We start from the raw sequence: 22883 nt of genomic DNA on the forward strand, positions 1-22883 counted from the left end.
GGGATTGACGGGGAAGGTTTATTTGGTAGGTGCAGGTCCCGGGGACGCAAAGCTGATTACTGTAAAAGGCCTCGAGTGTATTCGAAAAAGCGACGTGCTGGTGTACGATCGGCTGGCAAGTCCTAGATTGCTGAAAAGCATGAAGCCCGGCGGCGAGAAGATTTATGTTGGCAAGCTGCCGGATCGCCACACGATGAAGCAGGAAGAGATTAATCAATTGTTAGTTGATCTGGCTTTACAGGGGAAAACAGTGGTGCGGCTGAAGGGTGGGGACCCTACGATTTTTGGACGCGTAGGTGAAGAAGCGGAGCTGCTTCGCAAAAATGGGATCTATTACGAAATCGTACCGGGCATCACGTCGGCGATCAGCGTACCTGCGTATGCGGGTATACCTGTCACGCACCGCGATCATGCTTCTTCCCTGTCGATTATCACCGGACATGAGAGTCCGGATAAACTGGACCATTCCATCCATTGGGATAAAGTAACGAATGCCACAGGGACGTTAGTGTTCCTGATGGGCGTAGCTAAAATAGGATATATCAGCGCTCAGCTGATCAAGCATGGGCGTCCGCCAGAAACACCGGTGGCACTGGTGCGCTGGGGTACCCGCGCAGATCAGGAGACGTTGACGGGAACCCTCGCCGATATTGAAGCAAAGGTGAAGGCGGCGGATTTTCAGCCGCCGGCCGTGATTGTCGTCGGCGACGTAGTGCTGCAGCGTGAGCAGCTAAAGTGGGCCGAGGCGATGCCGTTATTCGGCAAACGCATCGTGGTGACACGGGCTCGCAGCCAAGCGAGCGAGCTGGTGGATAGGATTGAGGAACTCGGCGGGGAACCCTACGAGTTCCCGGTGATCGAGACGATCATGCCGGATGGCGCAGAGAAGAAGGAGAAGATTGCAGCGGCATTTGGCGCGCTGGAATCGTACGACTGGGTATTCTTCACTAGCCCGAACGGCGTGGAGTTTTTTTGGCGCCACTTGGCGGAGCAGGGGGCGGACATTCGGGGGCTTCACCGCGCAAGGATTGCAGCGGTGGGGCCAGGCACAGCAGCCGCGCTGGCGCAGCGCGGGGTGATTGCTGAAGAACTTCCGGCGAAGTTTCAGGCGGAAGGTCTGATTGAGACGTTCGGTCCCCGGCTGCTGCCGGGGCAGAACGTGCTGTTGCCGCGCGGCGATCTGGGGCGCGACTGGCTGCCGGACAAGCTGAGAGAGCTTGGCCTTCAAGTCACAGACGTCGATACCTATGAGACGGTTGTGACGGGTGAGGATGACGACGAGCTGTTGAAGCTATTGGAGGAAGGGCGTGTTCACGCAGTAACCTTTACCAGCTCTTCAACGGTGCGCAATTTCATCCACATTCTGAAACGAATGGGGCTCGAAGATCCACTTCCTCTGCTAGCTAATGTTAAGATAGCCTGCATCGGGCCATTAACCGAGCAGACTGCTGTGGAAGCGGGACTTACTCCGGGTCTGCTACCTGAAGAAGCAACGATTAATAGTCTGGTTCAGGAGCTCTGCCGCTGGAATGCGGAGACTCAACTTCAAAAAGCTTGAATGGACGCGAATCGAACATCGGCTTTATAACATCGTCTGAAGTTGTATCTATCTAGGAAGTCTCACACTGCTATTGTAAGTAACTTAAGTAGCATGAGCTTGGCCTCCGAACGTAGTTACTGTTGAAACTCAGAGTATGATGGACGGCTGAGTTGTAAACTAACTGGTGTGTATGGGTGAGTAAGTCTATGTACGTATAAAGTTCACGTAGCTCTAACTGATATGTTAGATATTGGGTACTTGGATTAATATGCAACCTAGTGGAAATATAGCTTTTTAATCTGGTTACGAGACTGGTTATGAGGTCTGTTAGCATGAGGTCAGATTGAGGTTTAGTTGCACTTTATACACTTAAATTCCCTGAATATTAGCGAAAATCCATTTTAGTTGTAATATGTGCAATTAAATATGCGCTAAAACAAGGGTTTTCGCTCTTTTGTAATAAATAACTGTAGAGAGTGCAACTAAAACTTACAGTTACGATAAAACTTCAAAATAACTGCACAAACTACAACTATGCCGCAGTTAGTCAACGATCGAGGGTTTAGTTATATATTTTATTTTTCAGGAGGATGAACCAATGAGCTTTCCAATTACACGTCACCGCCGTTTACGCGGTTCAGCAGGAATTCGTGGTATGGTGCGGGAGACGGTACTGAATGTGCTGGATTTTGTGCAGCCGATATTTGTGACTTATGGAACAGGTGTGAAGAATGAGATTAGCTCGATGCCGGGCGTGTATCATTTTTCGCTGGATACTTTAAAAGCAGAAGTGGACGAGATTGCCGCCCTAGGCATTCCGGCTGTGTTGTTATTCGGGATTCCTGAAACGAAGGATGCTATCGGTTCTTCCGGTTTTGCAGAGGATGGAATTGTGCAAGAGGCTACGCGCTTGATTAAGCAATGGTACCCTGAGCTATTGGTCGTTGCAGATACCTGCCTTTGTGAATTTACGGATCACGGACATTGCGGAATGGTGCACACGCATACGGTGAACGGCGTCGTGCATGGTGATGTCATTAACGACGCTTCACTGGACCTGCTGACTCGTACGGCGGTATCCCAAGCTAAAGCTGGAGCAGATATTATCGCCCCTTCGAATATGATGGATGGATTCGTACACGCGATTCGTGCGGGACTGGATGAGAATGGCTTTGAGCATGTGCCGATTATGTCGTATTCGGTCAAATATGCTTCGGCATTTTATGGCCCTTTCCGCGAAGCTGCGGATTCAGCACCACAGTTCGGGAATCGCAAAACGTATCAAATGGACCCTGCCAATCTGCGCGAAGCGCTCCGTGAAGCAGAATCCGATGTGCTGGAAGGCGCAGATATGTTGATGGTGAAGCCGGCCCTGGCTTACTTGGACGTGATTCGTACGATCCGTGACCAGTTCGATTTACCTCTCGTGGCTTATAATGTGAGTGGCGAATATTCCATGGTAAAAGCAGCGGCACTGCAAGGCTGGATTGACGAGCAAGCCGTTGTGTTGGAAATGCTGACTGGCATGAAACGCGCCGGAGCAGATATTATTATTACTTATTTCGCAAAAGATGCTGCGCGCTGGCTGCGTGGTTAATCTCTTTCACAACGATATCGCTGTATAGGCAGTTGCCTTATACTTGTGTGATCAAGAACAGAACAGGAGTGAAGATAGATGAGTAATGAGCCAATGGCGCGTAAAGAAGAAGCGTCCCGCAAGGCTTTTGATGAAGCAAAACAATATATTCCCGGTGGGGTAAACAGCCCTGTACGGGCATTCAAATCCGTAGGATTGACTCCGGTTTATGTGGATCATGGGATCGGATCGCGTATTTATGATATCGACGGCAACAGCTTTATCGACTATGTATGCTCGTGGGGACCGCTAATTATGGGCCATGCGCATCCTGAGGTTGTAAAGGCCTTGCAGGAGACGGCGGTAAAAGGGACAAGCTTTGGTGCACCAACTTTACTTGAAACTGAAATGGCAAAAACGGTTGTTGAACGTGTAGCCTCAGTAGATATCGTACGTATGGTTAACTCCGGAACGGAAGCGACGATGAGTGCGATTCGTTTGGCACGTGGTTACACGGGACGCAGCAAAATCTTGAAGTTCGAAGGCTCGTATCACGGTCACGCAGATAGTCTGCTTATCAAGGCGGGTTCCGGGGTAGCCACATTAGGTTTGCCGGATAGCCCAGGTGTTCCCGAAGGTGTGGCAGTCAATACGATTACTGTTCCATACAATGACTTGGAATCCACTCAGATTGCTTTCGAACGTTTCGGCAGTGAGATTGCCGCAGTGATCGTAGAGCCGATTGCCGGCAATATGGGTGTTGTACCACCACTTCCGGGATTTCTAGAAGGACTTCGCAAATTAACTTCAGACCACGGATCTTTGCTTATTTTTGATGAGGTAATGACAGGCTTCCGTGTCAATCGTGGCTGTGCGCAAGGCTTGTTTAACATTACTCCGGATATTACCTGCTTCGGTAAAGTCATCGGTGGAGGACTTCCAGTAGGCGCTTATGGCGGCAAAAGAGAGATCATGGAGCAAATCGCTCCTACGGGACCGATCTATCAGGCTGGCACACTTAGTGGTAATCCATTGGCAATGGCGGCAGGACTCACTACGCTGAAGCTGCTGACACCGGAAGTTTATGATCGTCTGGAGCAATTAGGTGCGCGTCTGGAAGCGGGATTGAAAAAGAATGCAATCGAAACTGGTGTTCCGCTGACGATTAACCGCGTGGGTTCGATGGTCTGTCCGTTCTTCACGGAAGGGCCTGTAACGGATTTTGAGACGGCCAAGACAAGCAACACGGATCTTTTCCGTCGTTGTTTTGGTCATATGCTGAGCCAAGGCATCAGCGTGCCACCTTCACAGTTTGAAGGCATGTTCGTGTCGGCTGCGCATAGTGAGCAGGATATTGATGATACCATTGAGGGCCACTATAATGCCCTGAAGGCCCTTTGAGTACTGGAGCCGGAGAACGAACCGGTGGCGGAGCTTGGACAAGACGTGGAGAGTGGCTGGAAGTAACACCCGGCAAAATCATTACTGGAGCCGAGGATGCTGAAGCTGCGATTGATAAGTGGCTGCTGGAAACTGTAGGTATGCCTGAGAAGCTTCATCTGCGTCTGCGCCGCGAGGGGGGGATTCAGTGGAAGGGAGATCGACTTCGACTGGCACTTTTTCCGGATCGTGAAGCGGGCATTGAACCCGTATGGGAAGCGCTTGAAGTGCTGTATGAGGATGATTTTTGCCTGGTTGCCCACAAGCCGGCAGGCATGGCGGTTCATCCGGATGGCAGTGGCTTAGGTGTAACGCTGGATCACCTTGTAGCAGCGCATTATGTTGCTTCCGGTGACAGTGTAGCTGTAAGGCATATTCACCGCCTCGACAAGGATACAACCGGCCCGGTGATGTACGCCAAGAATGAATTCGCTCAGCTTGTCCTAGACGAGAATATGCGTGAAAAAAGCATCTCGCGGCTCTACGCCGCGATCGTAGAAGGCATAGTGCCATCTGCGCTTAAAGTGATCGATGCGCCGATTGGGCGCGATCGTCATCATGCGGCGCGGAGAAGAGTCTCACCGGGCGGGCAATCCGCCGTGACTCGAATCCTCGGACGCGAAGCACTGCATGGCGGGAGCCTGGTGCATGTGCAGCTTGAGACCGGAAGGACGCATCAGATTCGCGTCCATCTCAGCCATATGGGTCATCCCTTGTATGGGGATGCGCTATACGGCAGCCCGGTCTGGGCTTCCAGCGCTAGTGGCCGACATGCGCTCCATGGCGAGCTGCTGTCTTTCCGCCACCCTTGGAGCGGTGAAATGCTCGAAGTGAGCGATCCGTGGCCGGAGGATATGCTGCAGCTGCGGGAGCTGCTGTCTGAAGCGCCTTGACGGTAACGTTATAAACCTGAGAACCGTGGAATCAGCAAATGCTGGTTTCACGGTTTTTTTTATCTATTTTTCGTAGAGTATATAATTTTCTGTTTTTTCAGAAAGAAGCATCTATCCATGTCCTAATAGCAAAAGCAGCATATAATACTTTGTTCATGCGGAGTAGTGCATCTATTGGTCGTCAGATAGGTTCAAATAGCCCCTGAATTCAGGAAATTAATAGCATCCTGTCCGGTTAGGGCTACCAAAGTTGTCATGCCTTTCTTTTTGAAGCATATACATGTGGGGAGTAACATTTTGGGCTTATGCTCTGGGCCTGTCTCAGGGTTAGATTATGCCAAGAAGGAGGACATATCCCGTGTTTGATCAGTCCCACGGCTTGCGGTTTGATATTTATGAACGCATTCACCTATCGGAAGAGCTTCCGGGAATAGCTGAGCTGGAGGAGGTTGAACTACTTCCGGAAATCCAGGTGATTCAGCGGGAGGATCGTGCCGAGTTATATGGTCAGCTGTTGCTTACCGGACTCTACCGGAGTGAAGATGACCGGACACAACGTCTGGAGCACGCCATTCCCGTTGAAATCACTGTTCCGCTTACACGCGTCAGCTCGATTGAAGATATTGGGGTGGAGATCGAGAATTTTGATATTGATCTGCTCACGATGCGTACTGTGAATATAACAGGCGTATTATCCCTGCGGGGAATCGGTGGTGCGGAACCTCAACCACAGCCGGCCTGGCAGCAGGAAGAGTACACAGTGGCTTATTCCCCTCTCAGTGATGACAGGGTAGAAGCAACAGCGGAGCATCAAGAACATGACAATGACGCACTTTATGAAAATTCTCAGTGGACCTTTGGTGAGGATGCATCGGAGGTTGCTGTAGAAGAACATGAGCACGCTGAAGCGAATGAACAGGAAACAGAAGAATCATTGGTCTCAAGTGGAACTGGTCAATCGTCCCCTATAGTGAATTTCTCATCCGCTCATGAGAAGGACAAGGGCGCGAAAGCTAGGACGCATAGTCTGGATTTGGAAACAGAGGATTCCAAAGCCGGAATAGCGGATTACTGGTTTAAAGCGGAGTCACAGAATGAAGCTGAGGCCACTCCGCTGGATCATGTTAGCCAGGCGAGTCAAGCGGATCAGGAGCAAGAAGCGGAATATACTTTTGCTTCAAGAGAAACCGCTGTTCCAGCAGCGATTACCGACGCAGACAAAGATATCGCTGTATTTGCTTCTGAAAACGTAGCAAACCATGAGCTTCACACACAAGAAGAGAATGCGCAGCCGATCAGTGAGAATACGAACGAAGGCTTAGTTTCTCAGGAGACTGTGCCACATACCGAGGAGAAACAAGATCTTAAGATTGCGCTAGGAAGCAAGCAAGAAGCGGAGGCTCCAGCCAAAGAACATCTCACCTTCTCTTCATTACTCAGCTCTAGTCGTTCTCGTAAAGAACAAGAGGCTCTCCTATCTGAAGGAAATGCATCGGCTGCAGCGATCATTCCAGAGGCCGGAAATAATACGGAGTGGAAGAGCAGATTCATTACCGGAGCAGATGGCGCTAACCTATTCCGTAAGGTTCGCCTTTGCATCGTACAGCGTGAAGAAACGTTGGATACAATCGCAGAGAAGTATCAGCTAAGTGCGCGGGAGCTGGGAATGTATAATCGATTGTCCGGGCAGAGTGTAGAAGAAGGGCAAGTGTTGTACATTCCATAAATGAATTACAATGCATATTCACATGAATAGATGAATCCCGGTCTGTTAGTAGATCGGGATTTTTGTCAAAATATAAGAATATATAAGTTTCACGTTATACATTATCCTTATATTTCTCGAATAAACGCTTACCGTCCGTAAAAGGACGTCGAAGGCGTTTATTCTTGTGTGACCGGAGAACGTTAGAATACGGGGTATCTAATCAATGCAGTGTGAGGAATCGAATGAAAATTCGACATATGCCCGCTATAAGTCGAAATTCCGCTCAAAGTCCCGCTGTAGAAGCCTATTCAGGTTGACTAGGGATGACTCAAAATGTATTATGGAGTAAGCAATATCTAAGTAAAGACTGGGAACGGGAAGAGTAGGCGGTCAGCCCTTCAGAGAGCGGAATGCAAGTGCTGTGACATTCCGTAGGATACAGCCACCGAAGTCGCCCCGGAGTCGCCCTTCTGAGCTTGTCTTCATGGATATGAAAGATAAGTTAGGATGTGGCCGGTAGCAGCCGTTATCTGTACGAGTGTCGCGCTAAGCTTCTGAACCGTAAGGTGAGAGAAGTGCAGGTTTATTTTTCATTGGCGCGAAACAAAGGTGGTACCGCGAAAGAATGGCCTTTCGTCCTTTGAGACGAGGGGTCTTTTTGTTTTTTAGAAACCAACTACAAGTAACCAAGTGGAGGTATCAGAGAATGGCTGACCCAAACAATCTAACAGCGGCAGAGGCTGCCGCTGCAAATGATTCTAAGAATGAAATGCCAACCACGTATGATCCGAAATCGGCAGAAACCAAGTGGTATTCCTACTGGACAGAGGGTGGATATTTCCGTGCAGGCGGGCGTCCAGATGCAAAAGCATACAGCATTGTAATCCCGCCGCCAAACGTAACGGGAATGCTGCACATTGGTCATGCGCTTGATTTTACGCTTCAGGATATCCTGATTCGTACGAAACGGATGCAGGGCTTCGACACGTTGTGGCTACCAGGTACGGACCATGCCGGTATCGCAACGCAGACAAAGGTAGAGCAAAAGCTGCGTGAGCAGGGAATTTCTAGACATGATCTCGGCCGCGAGAAGTTCCTGGAGCAGGTGTGGGAGTGGAAAGATAAATATGCGAACACCATTCATGAGCAGTGGGCTAAAATGGGGCTTTCCCTTGACTATTCCCGCGAACGTTTTACCCTGGATGAAGGGTTATCGAAAGCTGTACGCGAGGTATTCGTTAAGCTCTATAATAAAGGCCTGATCTACCGCGGCAAACGTATTATCAACTGGGATCCGGCGGCTCGTACAGCATTGTCGGATATCGAGGTTGAATATAAAGAAGTTAATGGTCACTTGTATCACCTGCGTTACCCGCTCAAAGACGGTAGCGGATTTATCACAGTGGCGACTACACGTCCGGAGACAATGCTGGGTGATACAGCGGTTGCTGTTCATCCGGAAGACGATCGTTACAAAGATCTAATCGGCAAAACGTTGATCCTGCCGATTATTGGCCGTGAGATTCCGATTATCGCTGATGATTATGTAGACAAAGAGTTTGGTAGTGGTGCGGTTAAGATTACACCCGCTCATGATCCGAATGACTTCGAAATGGGTCAACGTCACAACTTACCGCAGATTAACGTAATGGATGAGAGCGGTACGATGAATGAAGAAGCAGGACCTTACCAAGGTCAAGACCGGAGTGTATGTCGTAAGGCCATTACTGCTGACCTGAAGGAGCAAGGCGTCCTGATCAATATCGAAGATCATGTGCATCAAGTAGGACACAGTGAGCGCTCTGGAGCGGTTGTTGAGCCGTACTTGTCTACACAATGGTTCGTAAAGATGCAGCCGCTGGCTGAAGCTGCCATCAATGCACAGAAAGATGGGAACGGGGTTAACTTCGTACCGGACCGTTTCGAGAGAACTTACCTGAACTGGATCGAGAACGTACGTGATTGGTGTATTTCCCGTCAGCTGTGGTGGGGACATCGTATTCCGGCATGGTATTCCGAGTCTACTGGTGAATTGGTTGTAGCGAATGATGAGGAAGAAGCGCGCCGGATCAGTGGCTTAACCGACTTGAAACAGGACGAAGATGTACTGGATACCTGGTTCAGCTCTAATCTGTGGCCTTTTGCCACACTAGGATGGCCGGATGAGGACAGTGCGGATTTCAAACGCTACTACCCGAACGATGTGCTCGTAACGGGCTACGATATTATTTATTTCTGGGTAGCACGGATGATCTTCTCTGCCCTCGAATTCACCGGAGAAAAACCATTCTCAGATGTATTGATGCATGGTTTGGTTCGGGATTCCGAAGGTCAAAAAATGTCCAAATCACTCGGAAATGGCGTAGACCCGCTTGAAGTCATCGAGAAGTATGGCGCAGATGCAATGCGCTACATGATTTCTACCGGCAGTACCGCTGGACAGGATCTGCGCTTCCGCTGGGAAAAGGTTGAGCAGGCGCGTAATTTCGCCAATAAGATCTGGAATGCATCACGCTTCGCGCTGATGAATTTGGAAGGCGTAAGCTTTGAGAATATTGACATTTCGGGTGAGCTAAGTACTGCTGATCGCTGGATTTTGCACCGTCTGAACGAAACTTCTCGTGAGATTACGCGTCTAATTGACTCGTACGAGTTCGGTGAGACCGGTCGCCAGCTGTACAACTTCATTTGGGACGATCTATGTGACTGGTATATTGAGTTCGCGAAGCTGTCACTTTACGGATCAGATGCCGCGGCCAAAGCGAAAACACAGTCTGTACTTGCTTATGTACTAGACCGCACAATGCGCTTGATCCATCCGTTTATGCCGTTTATTTCGGAAGAAATATGGCAGCATCTTCCGCATGAAGGGGAGACGATTACGCTGGCTGCATGGCCGGAGTATGATGCGGCTCTGGAGAATCCGCAAGCCGTAGCGGAAATGAACCTGCTGATGGATGTAATCCGGGCCGTTCGTAATATCCGGGCTGAAGTGAATGTGCCGATGAGCAAAAAGGTTGAATTGATCATCAAAGCGGGTAATGAAGAGACGCTGAGTATTATCACCCGTAACGACAACTATATTGGACGCTTCTGTAATACGTCTTCCTTCGAAGCTGGCCTGAATCCAGAAACGCCGGATAAGGTAATGTCCGCTGTAGTAACAGGAGCGGAACTGCTTCTGCCATTGTCGGGACTCATTGATATTGAACAAGAAATCGCTCGTCTGGAAAAAGAAGTACAGGCGCTGAACAGCGAAGTAGAACGCGTAGAGAAAAAACTGAGCAATCAAGGCTTCGTGGCCAAAGCTCCTGCTAAAGTTATCGAAGAGGAACGGGCGAAACAGGCAGATTATTCTGCTAAGCGTGAGAAAGTACTTGCCCGCATCGTAGAGCTGAGAGGATAAGAGACATGGATGACCTAAATCGGGGCGGAAGTACCGCCCCTCTTGCGACATACACCGAAGCGGTTGCTTGGATCAAGAGCCTAATCCCTTTTGGGATAAGGCCAGGTTTAGATAGAATCGAGATGTTGATGGACAAGCTTGGGAATCCGCACCGTCGTCTGAAGTTTATTCATGTGGCGGGTACGAATGGCAAAGGTTCAACTTGTGCTTTTTTGACTAGTGCACTTATACAAAGCGGCTATTCAGTAGGCACCTTTACATCTCCGTATATTACAAAGTTCACGAACAGGTTCCAATATAATAATACGGACATCTCTGAAGAAACGCTTGTCGAGCTGGTTAACCAATTACGTCCACTAGTCCAAGAAATTTCGGAAACGGAGTTTGGCTCACCTACGATGTTCGAGGTAACTACAGCTGTGGCCATTCTATTTTTTGCGGGCGTCTCTTGTCCTGATGTTGTCGTATGGGAGACCGGGCTTGGGGGAAGGCTGGATGTAACGAACATCGTGACTCCGATTGTTTCTGTGATTACTAATGTTGGTCATGATCACATGGATATTTTGGGAGATACGCTAGAGAAGATTGCCATGGAGAAAGCCGGAATTATCAAGACGGGCGTACCTGTTGTAAGCTGCGTAACTCAGCCGGAAGTCGTGGCAGTTCTGAAAGAGAAAGCAGCGGCTTGCCGCTCTACGCTTTATCTTGCCGGAGAAGATTTTAGCTATAAGGCTAATGAAATCCGTGAGGATGTGCAGACTTTTCATTTTAAGGGTCCCTTTCGTTCGCTTGAACTTGGGATCGTAATGAAAGGCGAGCACCAGATTAGTAATGCGGCAGCTGCCATGATGGTACTTGAGGTTCTGCGTCAGTATATGGCCTTTATGCTTGAGGATGAAGATGTGCTTGAAGGTTTGCGCCACGCATTTTGGGCTGGAAGACTGGAAGAGGTAAGCAAGTCTCCAAGGATCGTACTGGATGGAGCACATAATCCGGAAGGTGCGGAGAGTCTTGCAAAAAGTCTGCCTCAGCTCTACCAATACGGTAAATTAAATTTACTTATGGGAATGCTGTCAAATAAGCATCATGAATCCTACTTTAAGCATATACTGCCTATAGTGGATACGCTCATCCTGACCGAACCGGATTTCCAGAACAAAATGGACGCGGAGAATCTGCAAGTTATCGCAGAAAGTCTGCGGGAGAAATATGCCAAGGAAAACTTGGCAATCATAGTAGAACATAATTGGGGAAAAGCGCTGCAGCTACTGAAGTCGATTACAGCGGAGGATGACCTTGCCGTCGTATCTGGTACGCTGTATTTAATCTCTGACGTACGCGGTACACTTTTGCAGCAACCCGATACTGAAAAAGGCTGGTGACGACTGTTGGATACTACTGAACGTGTGCATTTTATAGGGATCGGCGGCTACGGAATGAGCGCGATTGCCCGGGTAATGCTAGAAATGGGATATACAGTTACGGGCTCCGATGTGGCTGCCCAGGAATTAACGGAAAAATTGATTGCTAAAGGTGCCAAGATTTATATCGGGCATACAGCAGAACAAGTAAAAGGCGCGGATCTAGTCGTATACTCTACGGCATTGTCTAGTGATAACGTGGAATGGGTGGAAGCTGAGCGTCTTAAGATTCCCATTCTGCATCGTTCGCAAATGTTAGCCCGTTTATTGAATGAACGTAAAGGGGTAGCCGTTGCTGGTGCACACGGAAAAACTACTACCTCCTCCATGATTGCACTTGTGATGGAAGAGTGCGATGTTGATCCAACGTATATTATCGGCGGAGAAATTATGAACGTGGGTACGAATGCAAAGGCGGGACAAGGTGAGTTTGTAGTAGCGGAAGCAGATGAGAGCGATGGCTCTTTCCTGCACTATCACCCTTGGCTTGGGATCGTTACGAATGTTGAAGCGGATCACTTAGAAAATTACGATGGGGACTTTAACCGTCTTAAGGCTGCATACGTACAGTTCATGAACCAAACACGCGAAGATGGAACTGCTATAGTATGCGCTGACGACGAGAATGTGATTTCTCTTTTACCTGAAGTAACAGGTAAGGTAATTACTTATGGCATCAAGTCGAACACTGCAGATTATATTGCCACTGATATTATTCTAGGCGATCGTCAAGTATCGTACACGATGAATCATAATGGAGAAGTGCTTGGACGGATTGAACTCTCTGTTCCCGGACAGTACAATCTTTATAATTCAATGGCAGCGGTAATCGCCTGTTTGAAATCAGGGGTTTCTTTTGAGAAAATTGCTGAAGCGATTGTGAAATTCCATGGTGCGAAGCGCCGTTTTCAAGTGCTCGGAGAAGTCAATGACATTCTGGTCATTGATGATTATGCGCATCACCCTACAGAGATTCAGGCAACGATCAGTGCTGCCAAGGCAACAGGGAAACGGATTATTGCGGTATTCCAGCCTCAGCGCTATACACGTACTTTCTTCCTGTTAGATGCTTTCAGCCGTGCCTTTAGCGAAGCCGACGAAGTCATCATCACTGATATTTACTCTCCGGCTGGAGAGAAACAAATCGAAGGTGTTACTTCTGCGAAGCTGGTTGAGCTAATCGTTAAGAACAGTAATGCGGGCGCGAGACATCTGCCAACTAAAGAAGATGTGCTTGCTGATCTGACCCCTCGTATTGCTCCAGGTGATCTGGTGATTACGATGGGCGCAGGCGATATCTGGAAGGTCGGATACGCACTGGCGGACGGTTTGAAGAAGAAGCATTAAGTTTACAAATTGAGGAAAATTCGAGGATATTTATATTCTCTATTCAATAGCACTTCCCCAAAATTCCTTTCAGATAATCCTTGTGTTTATCTGAACGGAACTTAGAGGGAAGTGTTTTTTTGGTATTGTTAACGTATTTACTGATATAGTTATAAAGTGCTATAGTGCTGGTTGAAGAGGATTGAATTTTTAACATATATTTGTGGAGATATTTTCGCATAGGTGGTGACGTATGAGCTCCCTGTTTGAAATTAGAACACTGATTTATTTGTTTATTTTCGGAAATTTATTTATATTGCTGCTTATCACCAATTATCGGAGTACTGCTGTTAAAGATACAGCCTCCACCTTGTTCATCCGATCAAAGGAAGTGCAGCTACTCTTTTGGTGTTCGATTTTATTATGGGATTATCTCCCTCATGCGTTGTCCATTCCGCTTAGCAATGCTCTGATCCTTGGAGGGTGCTGTCTAGAAATTACAGCGTTACTGCTGATGATGGGAGTATTGGGGCCAAGAATAAAGCGATATTACATCATCCTTTCGGTATTGAGCACCATTAGTTTTAGTATCATCGCATTATTTTTTAATCATTCCAACTTGCGCATTGCTTGTACTTCACTTTGGTCTATCCTATTTATAGTTTATCCAGCTTATCATCTAACTGTGAATAAAAAGGCTACCCCTCTTCAAAAAATATTAGGCGTATTATTTTATGTATTTGCAGCGATTATGCTGATGCGGGCGCTTGTTGCATTGATTTGGGAGCCTGAAATGAATGTGTTCTCAATAAATCTTACGCAATATTTGTATTATTTGGGGATGTATTTATTATTTATCGTAGGGGCTGCCGGTTTTATTCTTCTCTCCAATGAGCATTCCTTCGTCAAACTAAAAAGAATAGCCAGTTATGATGATTTAACAGGGATCCTAAACCGTGGAGCATTTCTTCAGGAAGCGGAGATAAAGCTTGAAAAGGCATTTCGAGCACAGGAGTACTTCTCGTTTTTACTATTGGATTTGGATTATTTTAAAAAGGTCAACGATACTTATGGTCATGATACCGGTGACATTGTGCTGGAAGACTTCGCATCGACGATTAAAGATAATCTCGGACATGGAGATTTGTTTGGCAGACTAGGGGGCGAGGAATTCGCAGTCATACTCTGTGGGGCAGATGAGCAAAGCTGCGATCAGAAAGCTGAAGCGCTTCGTGAGGCGATAATGAATACTTCCACTAATAAGGTTCAACAGGGGTACACAGTTAGTATAGGTGTAATTACGATCATGCCTGATCAGGAGATCTCGATAAATAAGTTGTACAAGCTAAGCGACAAGGCATTATATCAGGCCAAACAAGAGGGAAGAAATAGAGTCATCAGATACCGATATGTATACTGAGAGTCAGGAATACTAGGGGAGGTGAACTTCACTTATATGCATCTGGATCTCCAGACACTGCGGGTGTGTCTCTTTTTGTGGCAATCGTTCACGGTGCTGCTTATCGTGGTGTATCGTTTGCGGTATGCGCAGGAACAGACTTCTTCATTGTTTATCACAGCAAAATATTTGCAACTAGCAGCCTTGATCCTCATATTACTGAAGGATGTTATAGATACACCACTTAGTCTACCGATCATAGCACTTCTTGCTCTGGCTGGGGGCACGCTCGAAAGCTTGGCGCTTCTAATGCTTCTCAGAGTATTCGGGAGCAAGGTGGAGCGATATTATTCTATACTATTCGGAGTATCCATTCTCGTTGTGGTGCTTATGTATTTGTTGATGCCAGAGGATCCGCTCGTTATTCCAGTCGCTTGTCTGGCCGGAGTTCTGATTATAGCCTATCCTGCTTATATACTATGTCTGAAGGTCATGGAGACTTCGCTGCAAATAATAATGGGACTGCTATATGGTCTTGTCATCTTATCGTTGGCGGGTAGAGCTTTGGAACCGCTGTATTCTGTATTAGGAATCCATACACAAGTTGCACAATTTCTTGATTTGTTCTTTTATCTCGGGATTTATTTGTATATGTTTCTAGGAACCGCGGGAATGATGCTGCTTTATAGAGAGGATTCCTTTGCAGAAATGGAGCGGGTAGCAACTTATGATGATTTGACCGGAATTTTGAATCGCAGGTCGTTCGTTTTGCGTGCTCAGCCTTTAATAGCTGCTTCAGCGATGAAGAAGCTGCCCTATTCTTTTTTACTGCTGGATGTCGATCACTTTAAGAGCATAAATGATAATTACGGCCATAATACAGGGGACCAAGTACTGACTGATTTGGCGTCTAAAATAGAGCAACAGCTTGGACATGGTGATCTAGTCGGAAGATTTGGGGGAGAAGAGTTCGCAGTGCTCCTGCACAGAGCCGATGAGAAGAGTAGTGATGTTATTGCTGAAGGAATGCGCACAGCTGTTATAGGTTCAATGATTCATGGCATACCGCTGCACTACACGATAAGTATTGGAGTCATCACGATAGAATCGGGCGAACGTTTGTCTCTAAATAGTCTCTACAAACTTTGTGATAATGCATTGTATAAAGCTAAGAGAAAGGGCCGGAACTGCGTTGTTAGAAGCTACGAAATATAAAAGTGTCTTTCTTTCGTCATTAGATGAGGAAGACGCTTTTTTTGTTTGCATAGGGAATAGTTCAGAATACCTAACGAGTTTAAAATTTTCAGAATAGAAAATTCATGTTCGTGTATTACTGGAAAAATAGTTTTTTTTGCTTTAATCTTCAAAAAAATGGCGATTTATATAGGTTTATCGCAATGATTTCCGAATAAAGTATGAAAATATATAAAAAAATTAAAGGTTTCCCTATAAATCGACAAAAATTTTATGTGAAATGAGTTACTATTGAACTGCATCTAAAGTTGCAGTGATAAGTAGAGAGGATTTATATAAAAAATTCAAGGAGCCAGAGTCATGCGAGAAAGAATGCTGTTCCTTTCAGCTCAGAATCAAAGCGCAGAGGATCTAGAAGGAGAAATGAGAACAGGGAGTATTCTCGAGATTTTGCAAGGGAAATTTGATATTGATTTGCTGACCTATGCCAGTACGCTCAAGGATATATCTACAAATGATGGAACTGCACTAAAGGTTCATTACATTAACGGGTGCATTACCTCGTGGAGATCTATGCTACGTCCCTTACATATATTACAGAATTTCACTAATCGGAGTCATGCGGAAAAAGACATGAAGAGTACAATCATGGAACTTTGTAGATCGAATAATTACAGACACGTATTTATATCGCATAGCTTGCTGGGAAATTGCATTGATCTGGTTCGTAATCTGCTTCCTGAGGCCAGTGTTATTACAGATACGTATCGTTTTGAGAGCGGGCTTGCTGTTGGAAAAGAAATTGGGAAGCCGAGCAGCAGTAATCCTTATTATAAACTAAACGAGGCTTTGGTTCGGCGGAATAAGCGAAGACTAATGAATAAAACGGGTGTTCTCTTGGCAACCTCGGAATGGGATGCCCTTTCATTCAAATCTCTATCCTTTGCGGATGCCCGTAAAGTGCATGTTGTTCCTCATTTCATAAAAATGAATGAATATGACACTTTTACTGAGCCTGTTGCAAAAGAAAATTCAATGGTTCTGCACTGGAATATGAACACCAGACAGGGGATTAAGGCTGCTCAAAGCTTCTTTAAGAAAAGCTACCCTTTGATTAAAGAACAAGTGCCTGATATCAAGTGTTACATTACCAGCCCTGAGGTTCATACGGATGTGTTGACGCTTATAAAGGATGATGTATCGGTCATTATCACTGGACCTTTGAAACCGTCTGCTGATTATATACGTCGTGCTAAAGCGGTTCTTGTGCCTATCCTTGAAGGTTGTGAAGTCTCCAGAAACATTCTGGAATCATGGGCACTCAAAACGCCGGTGGTTACTAGTTCTACAGTATGCGAGCGATTGAACTGTGAGCATAACCGTAATATTTTGCTTGCTAATACCTCAGTTGATGTGGTTGCTAGCGTAATAACATTGTTAAAGAATCCTGAGATAGCAACGATTATTGCTGATCGGGCGCATCGCACATTGTTGAAGGATTACGAAGTGAATTATGTGAAGAATAAGATTCTTAGTCTTGTGTAAAAGGTGCGCCAGAGAAGGCTCTGCCTGCAGTATATAAATAACCCGCGAGGACGTTTTAGAGTCCTGCGCGGGTTATTTCGTTCTTGTATGATTTTACAGCAGGTTGCGGCGTAATTCTTCTGGAGATTTCGGAGATAACATTCCAAGTGGAATATCGAATACTGTACGTGCTCCGCTCTGTCCTTGTTGACTCATACGCTGAGCGGCTCTGGCATAGGCCACGAGAACACTGGCTGTAAATTCTGGATTGCTCTCCAGCTTCAGGCCGAATTCAACAATCTGCTTCGTGCCTTCCCCTGTTACACCACTACGAATAACAAATCCACCATGCGGAATACCGCTATGTTCAGCAGCTAGTTCTTCTTCAGTGATGAAAGAAACCGTAGTGTCATAATCAGCAAAATAGTTCGGCATATTCACGATTTCTTCGCGAATGCGTTCTTGATCTGCCCCTGCCTCAGCCACTACAAAACACTCTCTAAGGTGTTTTTGGCGAGTGGTAAGCTCTGGTGTTTCGCCAGCGCGAATGGCCTCAATAACCTCTTGTACTGGAACGGTATATTGTACACCGGCTTTAACTCCATCTACTCTGCGGATCGCATCGGAGTGGCCTTGGCTAACGCCTTTGCCCCAGAAGGTGTATTCTTTACCTTGTGGAAGAATGGCTTCTGCGAGCAGACGATTCATTGAGAATAAGCCTGGATCCCAACCAGTAGAAATTACGCTGAGTGTTCCGCCTTGTTTAGCTGCGGCGTCAACGGTCTCGTAGAACTCGGGGATTTTGGCATGTGTATCAAAGCTGTCCACGGTATTAAACATCCGGGCAATGGCCGGTGTTTGTTCTGGCAGATCGGTAGCCGATCCTCCGCATAGAATCATAACATCCACTTTACCCTTATATTGTTCGACGGCAGAGATGTGCTCGAACTTCACACCGGCTTCTCCGGCTTCCAGTTGCCCAGGTTCTCTGCGCGTAAAGATCGCAACTAGCTCAATATCTTCACTTTGGTTGATAGCCTTACGTACACCTTTGCCTAAGTTTCCGTAGCCTACAATAGCTGCTTGAATTTTTTGTTTCAGAAGAAGCCCTCCTAATCAGTAGTGAACTAAAGCATCATTTCTAGTTTACCTAGTATAGTGTACACTTTTAGCTCTTTTTATATAGTATATAAAAGGTACATGTAATGTAAACTGAATCTGCATAATCTTTCATAATTCCTATGGCATAAAAATAGCATATCTCTCTATTGTCTATCATATATTTACTTATAGATTAGATGAGGTGAGGTGTAACTGTTGAATAACGGAAGAATGACATTCCGATTTGACGTGAACAAGGACGAGCCTAAACCAAAGCCTAAAGTGGTGGAGCGCTGGTCAAATGGCGGGTTGGGCACAGCTGAAGAGTACGCTGAAGGACTGCGTAAAGAGGTGGGTCCAGCACAGCAAACGTGGCTTTATGAGCCTGATTTTCGTTCTACGCATGAGGCACCACCGGAAGATTCCTATGACTATTACTCGGGTACTGTAGATCCGCGGCAGGAAGAATGGGACGAACAGGATAAGGATTTTAAATATACACAGCAATCGTATCTTCTGTCAGATATGGTTTCGGATAGCAGAGATGAATTAGAAAATGTATCCGCGGGCAATTATGGAGGCTCCTATCATACTCGGCGTCCTTCGTATTGGTGGAAGTTAGCTCTTTCTGTTACAGGAGCGATCGGTACAGGGGTTCTGCTTGGTTATGCTGCACTTTCTTTTTTTTACGGAGGGAATATGGACAGCAACGCTGGAAATGGGACAGCAGATATGGCGGCTACTTCGGTTCAGTCTAGTGGAGCTAAAGATCCTGCAGGTGTAGGTACATCTGGTTTACCAGTGGCGGGTACTGAAAATGCCGGGAAGAACACCATCCCAGTTCAAGTAGCCGCGCAAAGCTATTATCTGTTGCAGTACGGAGTATTCAGTACACCTGCAGGCGCTGAAGAGGCTCGCCAGGAGCTGCTAACCGCCGGATTGGCAGCGGGTATGGATCCTGCCGACGGCAATCGTGTGTACGCTGGAATGTCATCCGACCGTGAACAGGCCAAGCTACTAAGCAGCGGACTAAAGAATCAGGGGATTGAGCTGTATGTGAGAGAGGTGGCACTTCCCGGGGCAGAACAGCTTGTCTATACCGGTAATGCAGAGGAAGTGAAGAACTATTTCTCCGTGAGCGGGCAGCTGCTCAGTGAACTAAGCAGTCAATCTGCTTCTTTACTAAGCGCTGGCCAAACAAGTACGACAGCAATTACCCCCGCTATGAGTGATCTCCACCTGCAATGGAGTGAAGCAGTAAAAGTGCTGGAACAAGGCGTATCTCCTGAAGCCAAAATTATTTGCGCAGCGTTAGAGAAATCAATGAGCCAAGGGATATCTGCATGGAGTGAATATAACAAGAACAAGGCTCAGGGCCTGCTTTGGGAAGTGCAAGAATCAATGCTGAGCTTTTTGACTAGCCAAAAACAGCTGTTAACTTCAATGAATTAATTGATAGATTGTTGACTTTCAAGACAGCAAGCCTCCAGATGTGGGGGCTTGCTGTTTTGGTGCGCCAATGGATACGGAGGATGGTATCGCTCCGCAACTTTTAGTGCAAATGGTGGTAAACATTACCGTAAGGGATTTTACGTTTGTATTGATCACAATTTCACCGTATAATAATTAGGGTGTCAAAAAATGGCGAGGGAAGACTGAGATGAAGAAGAAAAATGTAGGAACACTGCTGTTATTTCTAATTCTAGGCTGGCTGGCTGGAGCCTGGATCGCCAAGCTGCTGCAGCCGGTAAAGGCTCTTTCTTTTCTAACAACATCGACTGTGCTTAAGTGGTCTCCGCGAGCCGATTTGGACATCATAACCTATGACATCACTATTCATTTGAAATTGTGCATGCTAAGTCTCGTTGGTATTATTACAGCTGTATGGCTGTACCGAAGACTGTAACTCTCGTTACTGATCAAGAAGGGACGTTTACAACGTGGACAACTCACAACACATTATTTTAGCCTCAGGTTCACCGCGTCGACGAGAGCTTTTGTCATTACTGGGCTTGCCTTTTGAGGTCATTACCAGCGAAGCTGACGAAAGCACACCACCGGACTTTACGCCGGAGCAAATTGTGCGCAGTTTGGCTCTGCGAAAAGCAGAGGCCGTAGTGGCTGCAGCAGGAGCGCGTAACACAGTAATCGTTGGTAGTGATACGATTGTTGTACTAGATGACACTGTACTAGGCAAACCGGTGGACGAGCTGGATAGTAAATCGATGCTTACCAGACTTCAGGGCCGGAATCATAAGGTATACACGGGCGTAGCCTGCATTGGACTTCCGCATGGAAAGACTATAGTGGAGCACCGTGTTACTTCCGTAACGATGAGAGCAATGACTGAGGATGAAATTATTGCTTATATAGCTACGGGAGAGCCCGCTGATAAGGCTGGCTCTTATGCGATACAAGGGCTTGGCTCCACCTTGGTGGAACGAATTGAAGGCTGTTATTTTAATGTTGTCGGATTGCCGCTGTCGCTTCTTGGCGAAATGCTGTCCGAGTTCGGTATAACTGTATTGAACCGGTAGGAAGCTTGGGAAAGAGGGATAGGGATGGAGTCGCAATCAGTAATGCTGCGGGACCTCCCCCATGAAGAACGACCAAGAGAGCGCATGATGCATTATGGGGCGGAATCATTAAGTCAAGCGGAGTTGTTAGCCATTCTGCTGCGTACGGGAACACGCCGTGAATCGGCTATTCATATTGCACAGCAGATGCTGGGGAAAATCGGTGGCCTGCGTGGGCTAGTTGACCTTAGCATCGAAGAACTGACCGAAATCAAAGGTATCGGCCCTGCCAAGGCCGTGCAACTAAAAGCAGGCATCGAACTTGGAAGGCGCCTCGCGAACTCCAGGTTTAACATGCCGGTCATTATCCGTTGTCCTGAGGACGCTGCGGAGATTCTGACCGAGCAATTGCGTTATTTGCAGAAGGAGCATTTTGTCTGCTTATTTCTGAATACGAAGAATCACGTAATTGGACAAGAAACGTTGTCTATGGGCAGTCTTAATGCTTCGATTGTTCATCCTCGTGAGGTGTTCCGAGCAGCAATAAAATGTAGTAGTGCCTCTATCATATGCGCACATAATCATCCTAGTGGTGATCCAACGCCAAGTCCGGAGGATATCTCCTTGACCTCAAGACTGCTTCAGGCAGGCGAGATTGTCGGGATTGACGTGTTAGATCATCTAATTATCGGTGATAGCAGCTTTGTGAGCTTGAAAGAAAAAGGACATATGTAATATAAATGTGAAGATTTACTTAGGAAAAGGAGAATTAGCATGTTGGGTAGTTTTACGAAAGATTTAGGAATTGACTTGGGGACAGCGAATACGCTTGTCTATGTACGCGGTAAGGGGATCGTTGTAAGAGAGCCTTCCGTTGTAGCCATTAACACTGACACTAAGACGATTGAAGCCGTGGGTGAATCCGCTAAGAAGATGATTGGTCGTACACCGGGAAACATCCGTGCGATCCGTCCGATGAAGGATGGCGTTATCGCTGATTTTGACACAACGGCTACGATGATAAAATATTTTATTCGTCAAGCACAGAAACAACGTTCTATGTTCCAACGTCACCCTAATGTAATGGTCTGCGTACCATCCGGCATTACTGCTGTAGAACAACGTGCCGTAGAAGATGCTACTAGACAAGCTGGTGCTCGGGAAGCTTACATTATCGAGGAACCTTTTGCTGCAGCGATTGGTGCAGATCTACCGGTATGGGAGCCAACAGGAAGTATGGTTGTTGATATCGGCGGAGGTACCACTGAAGTTGCTGTAATTTCACTCGGCGGTATTGTTACTAGTCGTTCCGTACGTGTTGCGGGTGATGAAGCGGATGAGTCCATCATTCAGTACATCAAACGTCAGTACAATCTGATGATTGGTGAACGTACTTCGGAACAGCTTAAAATGGATGTAGGTTCTGCATTGCCACTTGAGAAAGCTGAGACTATGGAAATTCGCGGGCGCGATCTCGTAACAGGTCTTCCAAAGACGCTTACCATTACTTCTGATGAGATCTGTGAGGCATTGTCTGACACCGTGAATTCTATTATTGAAGCTGTTAAAGTCACTTTGGAAAAATGTCCACCGGAGCTTGCGGCAGATATTATGGATCGCGGGATTGTCTTGACTGGTGGCGGCGCCTTGCTTCGTAACTTGGACAAACTGCTCGCACGCGAGACTGGAATGCCAGTTATTGTCGCTGAGAATCCTCTGGATTGTGTAGCTATTGGAACAGGAAAGGCGCTTGAGAATATCCATTTGTTCAAGAGCCGCAGCAGTTCCAGTCTTCGCTCTAAGAGATAAGCCTATGTATGGTCACTCGTGTAAGTCAAC

Annotated in this window: 17 protein-coding genes and 1 other annotated feature; of the genes, 16 read left to right on the plus strand and 1 reads right to left on the minus strand. The window is 46.8% G+C overall.

What is annotated here, in order from left to right; all coding sequences use genetic code 11:
• Positions 1-4 precede the first annotated feature (4 nt).
• The 11 genes from cobA to M2444_RS25140 all read left to right on the plus strand — a co-directional run bounded on the left by cobA (position 5) and on the right by M2444_RS25140 (position 17448).
• Positions 5-1558 (plus strand): uroporphyrinogen-III C-methyltransferase, encoded by a 1554-nt coding sequence (cobA, locus tag M2444_RS25090; protein WP_094873237.1) that lies wholly within the window; start codon positions 5-7, stop codon positions 1556-1558.
• A gap of 580 nt (positions 1559-2138) precedes the next feature.
• Complete coding sequence (gene hemB, locus M2444_RS25095; protein WP_280788301.1) at positions 2139-3137, plus strand: porphobilinogen synthase; 999 nt, start codon at positions 2139-2141, stop codon at positions 3135-3137.
• Between the two features lie 78 nt (positions 3138-3215).
• Positions 3216-4517 carry a glutamate-1-semialdehyde 2,1-aminomutase gene (gene hemL / locus M2444_RS25100; protein WP_280788302.1) on the plus strand — a complete coding sequence of 434 codons (1302 nt, stop codon included), beginning with the start codon at positions 3216-3218 and terminating at the stop codon, positions 4515-4517.
• Positions 4514-5449, plus strand: coding sequence for an RluA family pseudouridine synthase (locus M2444_RS25105; protein ID WP_280788303.1), 936 nt, complete (start codon positions 4514-4516; stop codon positions 5447-5449). Before hemL ends, M2444_RS25105 begins: the two co-directional genes overlap by 4 nt.
• 358 nt (positions 5450-5807) lie before the next feature.
• Positions 5808-7175 (plus strand): LysM peptidoglycan-binding domain-containing protein, encoded by a 1368-nt coding sequence (locus tag M2444_RS25110; RefSeq protein ID WP_280788304.1) that lies wholly within the window; start codon positions 5808-5810, stop codon positions 7173-7175.
• Between the two features lie 342 nt (positions 7176-7517).
• Positions 7518-7801, plus strand: a binding site (T-box leader).
• 62 nt (positions 7802-7863) lie between these two features.
• Entirely contained in the window at positions 7864-10563 is a 2700-nt protein-coding gene (locus tag M2444_RS25115; RefSeq protein ID WP_094873229.1) for a valine--tRNA ligase, read from the plus strand.
• A 5-nt stretch (positions 10564-10568) separates the two neighbouring features.
• Positions 10569-11945, plus strand: a complete 1377-nt coding sequence (locus M2444_RS25120; RefSeq protein ID WP_094873228.1) for a bifunctional folylpolyglutamate synthase/dihydrofolate synthase — start codon at positions 10569-10571, stop codon at positions 11943-11945.
• A gap of 6 nt (positions 11946-11951) precedes the next feature.
• Positions 11952-13331 carry a UDP-N-acetylmuramate--L-alanine ligase gene (gene murC, locus M2444_RS25125; RefSeq protein WP_094873226.1) on the plus strand — a complete coding sequence of 460 codons (1380 nt, stop codon included), beginning with the start codon at positions 11952-11954 and terminating at the stop codon, positions 13329-13331.
• Positions 13332-13563: 232 nt separating this feature from the next.
• Positions 13564-14730 carry a GGDEF domain-containing protein gene (locus M2444_RS25130; protein ID WP_280788305.1) on the plus strand — a complete coding sequence of 389 codons (1167 nt, stop codon included), beginning with the start codon at positions 13564-13566 and terminating at the stop codon, positions 14728-14730.
• 36 nt (positions 14731-14766) lie between these two features.
• Positions 14767-15924 (plus strand): GGDEF domain-containing protein, encoded by a 1158-nt coding sequence (locus M2444_RS25135; protein ID WP_094878117.1) that lies wholly within the window; start codon positions 14767-14769, stop codon positions 15922-15924.
• Between the two features lie 339 nt (positions 15925-16263).
• Positions 16264-17448 (plus strand): glycosyltransferase, encoded by a 1185-nt coding sequence (locus M2444_RS25140; RefSeq protein WP_094878116.1) that lies wholly within the window; start codon positions 16264-16266, stop codon positions 17446-17448.
• 93 nt (positions 17449-17541) lie between these two features.
• On the opposite strand, the gene M2444_RS25145 is transcribed toward M2444_RS25140, so the two are convergent.
• Positions 17542-18528 (minus strand): diaminopimelate dehydrogenase, encoded by a 987-nt coding sequence (locus tag M2444_RS25145; RefSeq protein WP_094878115.1) that lies wholly within the window; start codon positions 18526-18528, stop codon positions 17542-17544.
• A 216-nt stretch (positions 18529-18744) separates the two neighbouring features.
• Between M2444_RS25145 and M2444_RS25150 the strand changes: the two genes are divergently transcribed.
• From M2444_RS25150 to M2444_RS25170, 5 genes are all read left to right on the plus strand, one after another.
• Positions 18745-19980: an SPOR domain-containing protein gene (locus M2444_RS25150; protein WP_280788306.1), complete on the plus strand. Its 1236-nt coding sequence runs from the start codon at positions 18745-18747 to the stop codon at positions 19978-19980.
• A gap of 208 nt (positions 19981-20188) precedes the next feature.
• Entirely contained in the window at positions 20189-20434 is a 246-nt protein-coding gene (locus tag M2444_RS25155) for a DUF4321 domain-containing protein (RefSeq protein WP_042191180.1), read from the plus strand.
• 34 nt (positions 20435-20468) lie between these two features.
• Positions 20469-21065, plus strand: coding sequence for a Maf family protein (locus tag M2444_RS25160; RefSeq protein WP_094873218.1), 597 nt, complete (start codon positions 20469-20471; stop codon positions 21063-21065).
• A 24-nt stretch (positions 21066-21089) separates the two neighbouring features.
• On the plus strand, positions 21090-21779 hold the full coding sequence (radC, locus tag M2444_RS25165; RefSeq protein ID WP_042191176.1) for a RadC family protein: 690 nt from the start codon (positions 21090-21092) through the stop codon (positions 21777-21779).
• Positions 21780-21818: 39 nt separating this feature from the next.
• Entirely contained in the window at positions 21819-22853 is a 1035-nt protein-coding gene (locus M2444_RS25170) for a rod shape-determining protein (protein ID WP_042130579.1), read from the plus strand.
• The last annotated feature ends 30 nt before the right edge of the window (positions 22854-22883 follow it).

This window comes from Paenibacillus sp. PastF-3, from assembly GCF_029893135.1.
GTDB classification, from domain to species: Bacteria; Bacillota; Bacilli; order Paenibacillales; family Paenibacillaceae; genus Paenibacillus_AQ; species Paenibacillus_AQ nitricinens.